Source organism: Frigoribacterium sp. VKM Ac-2530 (assembly GCF_015350835.1).
Taxonomy (GTDB): domain Bacteria; phylum Actinomycetota; class Actinomycetes; order Actinomycetales; family Microbacteriaceae; genus Frigoribacterium.
Genome location: NZ_JADKSE010000002.1, coordinates 1,481,445 through 1,487,506, shown reverse-complemented (window position 1 = coordinate 1,487,506; position 6,062 = coordinate 1,481,445). Strand labels below are relative to the sequence as shown.

Genomic DNA, 6,062 nt, shown 5'->3' with positions numbered 1-6,062 from the left:
TGGTGACAAGAGGAAACACTACAGGCACACCAGCCACATCGTCCAAACCCTGCCGCATCCCGGGCGTGTCGCGAGCATGATCCCCGGAAGATCAAGGGTCCCAGCCTCGTTCGCCCGCCAGGGCCCGGCACACGGCGTCCCAGGGCATGGTGACGATCGCGACCGACCGCCTGGATCGACCCGATCGCTCGGCCTGGCCGAGGGCGACGGCCGGGTCGTCAGCGGAGCGGCAACGCGAGGACGACGAGCAGCGAGACCCCGGCGACGAAGACCCAGGAGCCGAGGCCGACGAGGACGGCGCGACCACCGGTGCGGGCGAGACGCTCGAGCCTGACGCTCGACCCGAGCCCGACGAGTGCCAAGCCGAGCAGGACGGTCTGGACGGTGTCGGCTCCCGTGACCACCGCCTCCGGCAGGTCGACCAGGGTGCGCAGCACGACGGCGGCGAGGAACCCGACGACGAACAGGGGCACCAGGGGAGGCCGGGTGCCGGCGTCGCCTCCCCCGCGGCGGACCACCGCAGACGTGATCGCGACCACGGGGGCGAGCATGACCACCCGTGTGAGCTTGACCACCACGGCGATCGCGAGCGCCGAGGCGCCGGCGGTCTGCGCGGTCGCGACCACCTGGCCGACGTCGTGGACGCTCGCCCCGGTCCACGCACCGAACTGCACCGGCGTCAGTCCGAGTGCCGAGCCGAGTGCGGGCAGGACCGCGATCGCCGCGGTGCCGCACAGGGTGACGAGGGCCACGGGTGTCGCGGCGTCCTTGCCGCGGTCGCGGGTCACCGCCGACATCGCGCCGATCGCCGACGCCCCACAGATCGAGAAGCCGGCCGCGAGCAGGAGGGGCTGGTCACCGGGGAGGCGGGCCCACCTCCCGAGCAGCCAGGTCACGAAGAACGTCGCGACCAGGATCCCGACGACGCTGAGCACCGTGGCCCAGCCGAGACCGACGACGTCGACCAGGCTCAGCTTGAGCCCGAGCAGCACCACCCCGATGCGGAGCAGCCGCTTGGCAGAGAGCGTCAGCCCGGGTGCGAGCACGCCGTCGAGTGCCGGCCGCAACGCCGGGACCTGACCGAGGGCGATGCCGAGGAGGACGCAGCCGGTGAGGATCGGGACCCCCGGCACCACCAGGTGCACGAGCCACGCGACCCCGAGCACGACGGCCGCGAGGCCCACCCCGGGGAGGACCCGCCAGCGCGGAGGCGCGGCGGACGGTGCCGGGGTCGTCACCGACGGTGCCTAGACGCGGTTCTTGGCGGGGTTGATCAGCGAGCCGATGCCCGAGATCGCGACCTCGACGGTCTCGCCCGCGGTGAACGGGCCGATGCCGGCGGGGGTGCCGGTGAGGATGACGTCGCCGGGCAGGAGCGTGAACACGTCGGTCACGTACTCGATCAGCTCGGGGATCTTGTGGATCATCTGCATCGTCGACTCACGCTGCTTGACCTCGCCGTCGACGCGGGTCTCGATGGTCGCGTCGCTCCAGTCGAACTCGTTCTCGATGTACGGGCCGAGCGGCAGGAACGTGTCGTAGCCCTTCGCCCGCGTCCACTGGCCGTCGGCCGACTGGACGTCGCGGGCGGTGACGTCGTTCGCGATCGTGTAGCCGAAGACCACGTCCTGGTAGTCCTCGGCCTTGACGCGCTTCGCGATCGAGCCGATCACGATGGCTAGCTCGCCCTCGAAGTCGACCTGCCCGATGTCGGGCGGCAGCTGGATCGAGTCGCCGAAGCCGATGACCGTCGTGTTCGGCTTCAGGAACAGCAGGGGCGCCTCCGGCGGGGTCTGCCCCAGCTCGTCGGCGTGGTCGTGGTAGTTCAGGCCCACGCCCACGACCTTCGAGCGCGGGATCACCGGCGCGAGCAGCTTGGCCGAGCGGAGCGAGACGCGCTCGCCCGTGGTCTCGTAGCCGCTGTACATCGGGTCGCCCGCGAGCACGATCAGCTCGCGCTCGTCGACGATGCCGTAGCGGGGGTCTTCTCCGGGGGTCGCGAACCGTGCGATCTTCATGCGTCGAGCCTCGTCATCCATCCGTGGACGTCGTCGCGACGCCCGTACTGGATGTCGGTGAGCTCTTCGCGCAGCGACATCGTGAGGGGTCCGCCCTCGGCGGCGGGCGAGCCGATGTGGAGGCCCTCGCCCTTGAGCTCGGCGATCGGCACGACCACGGCGGCGGTGCCGCAGGCGAAGACCTCGACGATGTCGCCGTTCTCGACGCCGTCACGCCACTCGTCGAGCGAGACCCGACGACGCTCGACCCGGTGGCCGCGCGCCTCCGCGAGCTCGAGGATCGAGTCGCGGGTGATGCCCTCGAGGATCGAGTCGCTGTCGGGGGTGACCAGGGTGCCGTCGGCGTAGACCAGCACCACGTTCATGCCGCCCAGTTCTTCGATGAACGAGCTCTCGGACGAGTCGAGGAACAGGACCTGCTGGCAGCCGTTCTCGTAGGCCTCCTGCTGCGGCAGCAGCGACGAGGCGTAGTTGCCGCCCGTCTTGGCGGCACCCGTGCCGCCCTTGCCCGCGCGGGCGTAGTTCGTGGTGAGCCAGATCGAGACCGGGGCCACGCCTCCGGTGAAGTAGGCGCCGGCCGGGCTCGCGATGACGTGGTAGTCGACCTGCTGGGCCGCCCGCACGCCGAGGAAGCTCTCGCTCGCGATCATGAACGGCCGCAGGTAGAGGCTCGTCTCGGGCGCGCTCGGCACCCAGGAGCTGTCGACCTGCACCAGCTGCTTGACGCTCTCGACGAAGTCGTCGGTCGAGAGCTCGGGCAGCGCGAGGCGCCGGGCCGAGCGCTGGAGGCGTCGGCCGTTGGCATCGGGCCGGAAGGACCAGATCGAGCCGTCCGCGTGGCGGTAGGCCTTCATGCCCTCGAAGATCTCCTGCGCGTAGTGCAGCACCGACGCGGCCGGGTCGAGCTGGAGCGGCCCGTACGGGTGCACGCGGGCGGCGTGCCAGCCCTCGTCGAGGGTCCAGCGGATGGAGACCATGTGGTCGGTGAAGTGCTTGCCGAAGCCCGGGTCGCTGAGGATCACCTCGCGCTCGGCGCTGTCGCGGACCGACTCGGACGGGGTCAGCTCGAAGCTGAGGCCGAACTCGGCGGTGTCGTCGCCGGTCGTGGCGGTGTGGGCGGTCGTGGTGTCGTCGGTCTGGCTCATGATGCGGCCTCCTGGCTGGTGAGGGCGGCGACGCGGTCGGCGATCGCCGTGCCGATCTCGGACGTGCTGCGGCGGGTGCCCGCGGACTGCTGACGCGCGGCGATGTCGGCCTCGACGGCCTCGCGGACCCGCGCCGCCGCCTCCTCCAGGCCCAGGTGGTCGAGCAGGAGCGCGACGGACAGGACCGCGGCGGTCGGGTCGGCCCGCTGCTGGCCGGCGATGTCGGGCGCCGAGCCGTGCACGGGCTCGAACATGCTCGGGAACGCCCCGCTCGGGTTGAGGTTGCCCGAGGCCGCGAGCCCGATGCCGCCGCTGACCGCGCCGGCGAGGTCGGTGAGGATGTCGCCGAACAGGTTGTCCGTGACGATCACGTCGAAGCGGGCCGGGTCGACGACCAGGTGGATGGTCGCCGCGTCGACGTGCTGGTAGTCGACCTCGACGTCGGGGTACTCGGCGGCGACCGCGTCGACGATGCGCTGCCAGAGCCCGCCCGCGAAGACGAGCACGTTCGTCTTGTGCACGAGGGTCAGGCGGCCCCGACGGCTGCGTGCCTTCTCGAAGGCGAAGCGGACGACGCGCTCGACGCCGTGCGCGGTGTTGACGCTCACCTCGTTGGCGATCTCGTGCGGCGTGCCCGCGCGGAGGACGCCGCCGTTGCCGACGTACGGACCCTCGGTGCCCTCGCGGACGACGACGAAGTCGACCTCGCCGGGGTCGGCCAGCGGCGACGGGACCCCCGGGTACACGGTGGTGGGACGGAGGTTGACGTAGTGGTCGAAGGCGAAGCGGAGCTTCAACAGCAGTCCCCGCTCGATGATGCCGCCCTTGAGGCGGGGGTCCCGCGGGTCGCCGCCGACCGCGCCGAGCAGGATCGCGTCGTGCGAGGCGAGCGCCGCCAGGTCGTCGTCGGTGAGGATGTCGCCGGTCTCGAGGTACCGCGTCGCGCCGAGCGAGAACGTCGTCACGTCGAAGGAGGCGTCGGAGCCTGCCGCGACCTCGAGCACCTTGAGCGCCTCGGCGACGACCTCGGGGCCGATGCCGTCGCCGGGGACGGAGGCGAGGCGGACGGTGCGCGACATGGGACTCCTGGGGTCGGCGAAGCGGGTGACCCTTCACTGTACCTGCGCGGGGAGGGGCGCCGCGCCGCCCGCGGGGGGTCGCGGGCGGCCGTCGGGGACGGGCGTCGCGCCTCTCGGACCGGCCGTCGGGGACGTCGCTCGCGCCTCCTGGACCGGCTTCGGGGACGGGCGCCGCGCCTCCTGCGGGTCAGTCGTGCGCGGAGGCCCGACGGAGGGCCACGAGGGCGACGACGACGGCGAGCACCATCACGCCGGCCCCGACCGCCGCGGTCGCGACGAGCCCGGTGTCGAAGGCGTGCGTCGCGGCGTCGAGGAGCGCCGTGGCGAGCGACGGCTCGAGGGGCTCGGCCGCGGCCACGGCGCCGCCGAGGGTCTCGCGGGCGGCCGCCGCGGCGTCGGCGGGCACCGTGCCGGGCACCACGAGCGCACCGCGGTAGATCGCCGTGAGCATGCTGCCGAGCACGGCCGTGCCCAGCACCGCCCCGACCTCGTAGGCGGTCTCGGAGACCGCGGAGGCGGCTCCTGCGCGGTCGGCCGGGACCGCGGCGATGATCAGGTCGTTCGAGATCGTCTCGGCCGCTCCCACGCCGAGTCCGACGAGGGCGAAGCTGACGACGAACACCCACACCGGGGCGTCGGCGCCGGACAGCCACACGGCTCCGTAGGCGACGGCCGCGGCGCCCAGGCCGACCGCGACGATGCTGCGCGGCGCGACCCGGCGGACGAGCGGCACGACCGCCAGCCCCGACAGCACCATGACGACGAGGCCGGGCAGCAGGGTGAGCGCCGCGTGCAGCGGCCGCAGGCCCACGACGAGCTGCAGGTGCTGCGTCGTGAAGAAGAGGAAGCCCACCAGGGAGGTGATGGCCAGCAGGTTCACGACGATCGAGCCCGCGAACACCGGGTTCGTGAAGAGCCGCACGTCGAGCAGCGGGCGCGGACGCCGCAGCTGACGACGGACGAACAGCCACCCCGCCGTGAGGCCGACGACGGCGAGGGCGATCACGTCGAGGCCGGGGCCGTGCGTCGCGAGCTGCTTGATCGCCGCGACGACCGGCGCCATCGCGAGCAGCGAGAGCAGGACCGAGACGAGGTCGAACGGGCCCGGGGCCGGGTCGCGGCTCTCGACGACGAGGATCGGCGCCGCCACGAGCAGGGGCAGCAGCACCGGGACGGCGATGAGGAAGATCGACCCCCAGGCGAAGTGCTCGAGGAGCACTCCCCCGACGATCGGGCCGAGGGCGGAGCCGGCCGCGAAGCCGCTCGCCCAGATCGCGATGGCGAGGCGGCGCTGGTCGCGGTCGGTGAAGGTGCTGCGCAGCAGCGAGAGCGTGGCGGGCATGATCATCGCGCCGAAGAAGCCGAGCACGGCGCGGGCGGCGATCAGCGCCTCGGCGGTGGGGGCGAAGGCGGCGACGACCGAGACCGCGGCGAAGCCGCTGGCCCCGATGAGGAGGAGGCGCCTGCGGCCGAAGCGGTCGCCGAGCGAGCCCATGGCCACGAGCAGGCCGGCGAGGACGAGGGAGTAGACGTCGACGATCCAGAGCTGCGCGGCCGCCGAGGGCTGCAGCGCGGTCGAGATCTCGGGCAGGGCGAAGCTCAGCACCGTGTTGTCGACGGAGACGAGGAGGACCGGGAGCATCAGGACGACGAGCGCGGCCCACTGGCGGGCGCCGGCGCGGGGCGGGGCAGGGGTGCCCGTCGTCGGGGCGTTCTTCGTCGCGGGCGTCGTCGGGGCGGGCGTGCGGCGGTCGTCGCGGGTGCTCATGGGGCTCTCGATGGTCGTGGCGGGCATTCGGGGCTGGCTGTACCGTCCGGAC

Annotated in this window: 5 protein-coding genes; all 5 read right to left on the bottom strand. The window is 72.8% G+C overall.

The window, feature by feature from the left end; translation table 11 throughout:
* Positions 1–218 precede the first annotated feature (218 nt).
* A complete protein-coding gene (locus ITJ48_RS15930) occupies positions 219–1,238 on the bottom strand; it encodes a putative sulfate exporter family transporter (protein WP_194614392.1) in 1,020 nt (339 codons plus the stop codon).
* A gap of 9 nt (positions 1,239–1,247) precedes the next feature.
* Positions 1,248–2,018, bottom strand: a complete 771-nt coding sequence (locus tag ITJ48_RS15925; RefSeq protein ID WP_123548570.1) for a fumarylacetoacetate hydrolase family protein — start codon at positions 2,016–2,018, stop codon at positions 1,248–1,250.
* Positions 2,015–3,163, bottom strand: coding sequence for a branched-chain amino acid aminotransferase (locus ITJ48_RS15920; RefSeq protein ID WP_194614391.1), 1,149 nt, complete (start codon positions 3,161–3,163; stop codon positions 2,015–2,017). Before ITJ48_RS15920 ends, ITJ48_RS15925 begins: the two co-directional genes overlap by 4 nt.
* Positions 3,160–4,242 (bottom strand): 3-isopropylmalate dehydrogenase, encoded by a 1,083-nt coding sequence (locus ITJ48_RS15915; protein WP_194614390.1) that lies wholly within the window; start codon positions 4,240–4,242, stop codon positions 3,160–3,162. The genes ITJ48_RS15920 and ITJ48_RS15915 overlap by 4 nt, the downstream gene beginning before the upstream one ends.
* Positions 4,243–4,429: 187 nt before the next feature.
* Entirely contained in the window at positions 4,430–6,010 is a 1,581-nt protein-coding gene (locus tag ITJ48_RS15910; RefSeq protein ID WP_194614534.1) for an MFS transporter, read from the bottom strand.
* Positions 6,011–6,062 lie beyond the last annotated feature (52 nt).

Excerpts from the sequence above, each read along its gene's own strand:
- ITJ48_RS15925 (WP_123548570.1), bottom strand. The coding sequence starts at position 2,018 with ATGAAGATCGCACGGTTCGCGACCCCCGGAGAAGACCCCCGCTACGGC.
- ITJ48_RS15920 (WP_194614391.1), bottom strand. The coding sequence starts at position 3,163 with ATGAGCCAGACCGACGACACCACGACCGCCCACACCGCCACGACCGGC.
- ITJ48_RS15915 (WP_194614390.1), bottom strand. The coding sequence starts at position 4,242 with ATGTCGCGCACCGTCCGCCTCGCCTCCGTCCCCGGCGACGGCATCGGC.
- ITJ48_RS15910 (WP_194614534.1), bottom strand. The coding sequence starts at position 6,010 with ATGAGCACCCGCGACGACCGCCGCACGCCCGCCCCGACGACGCCCGCG.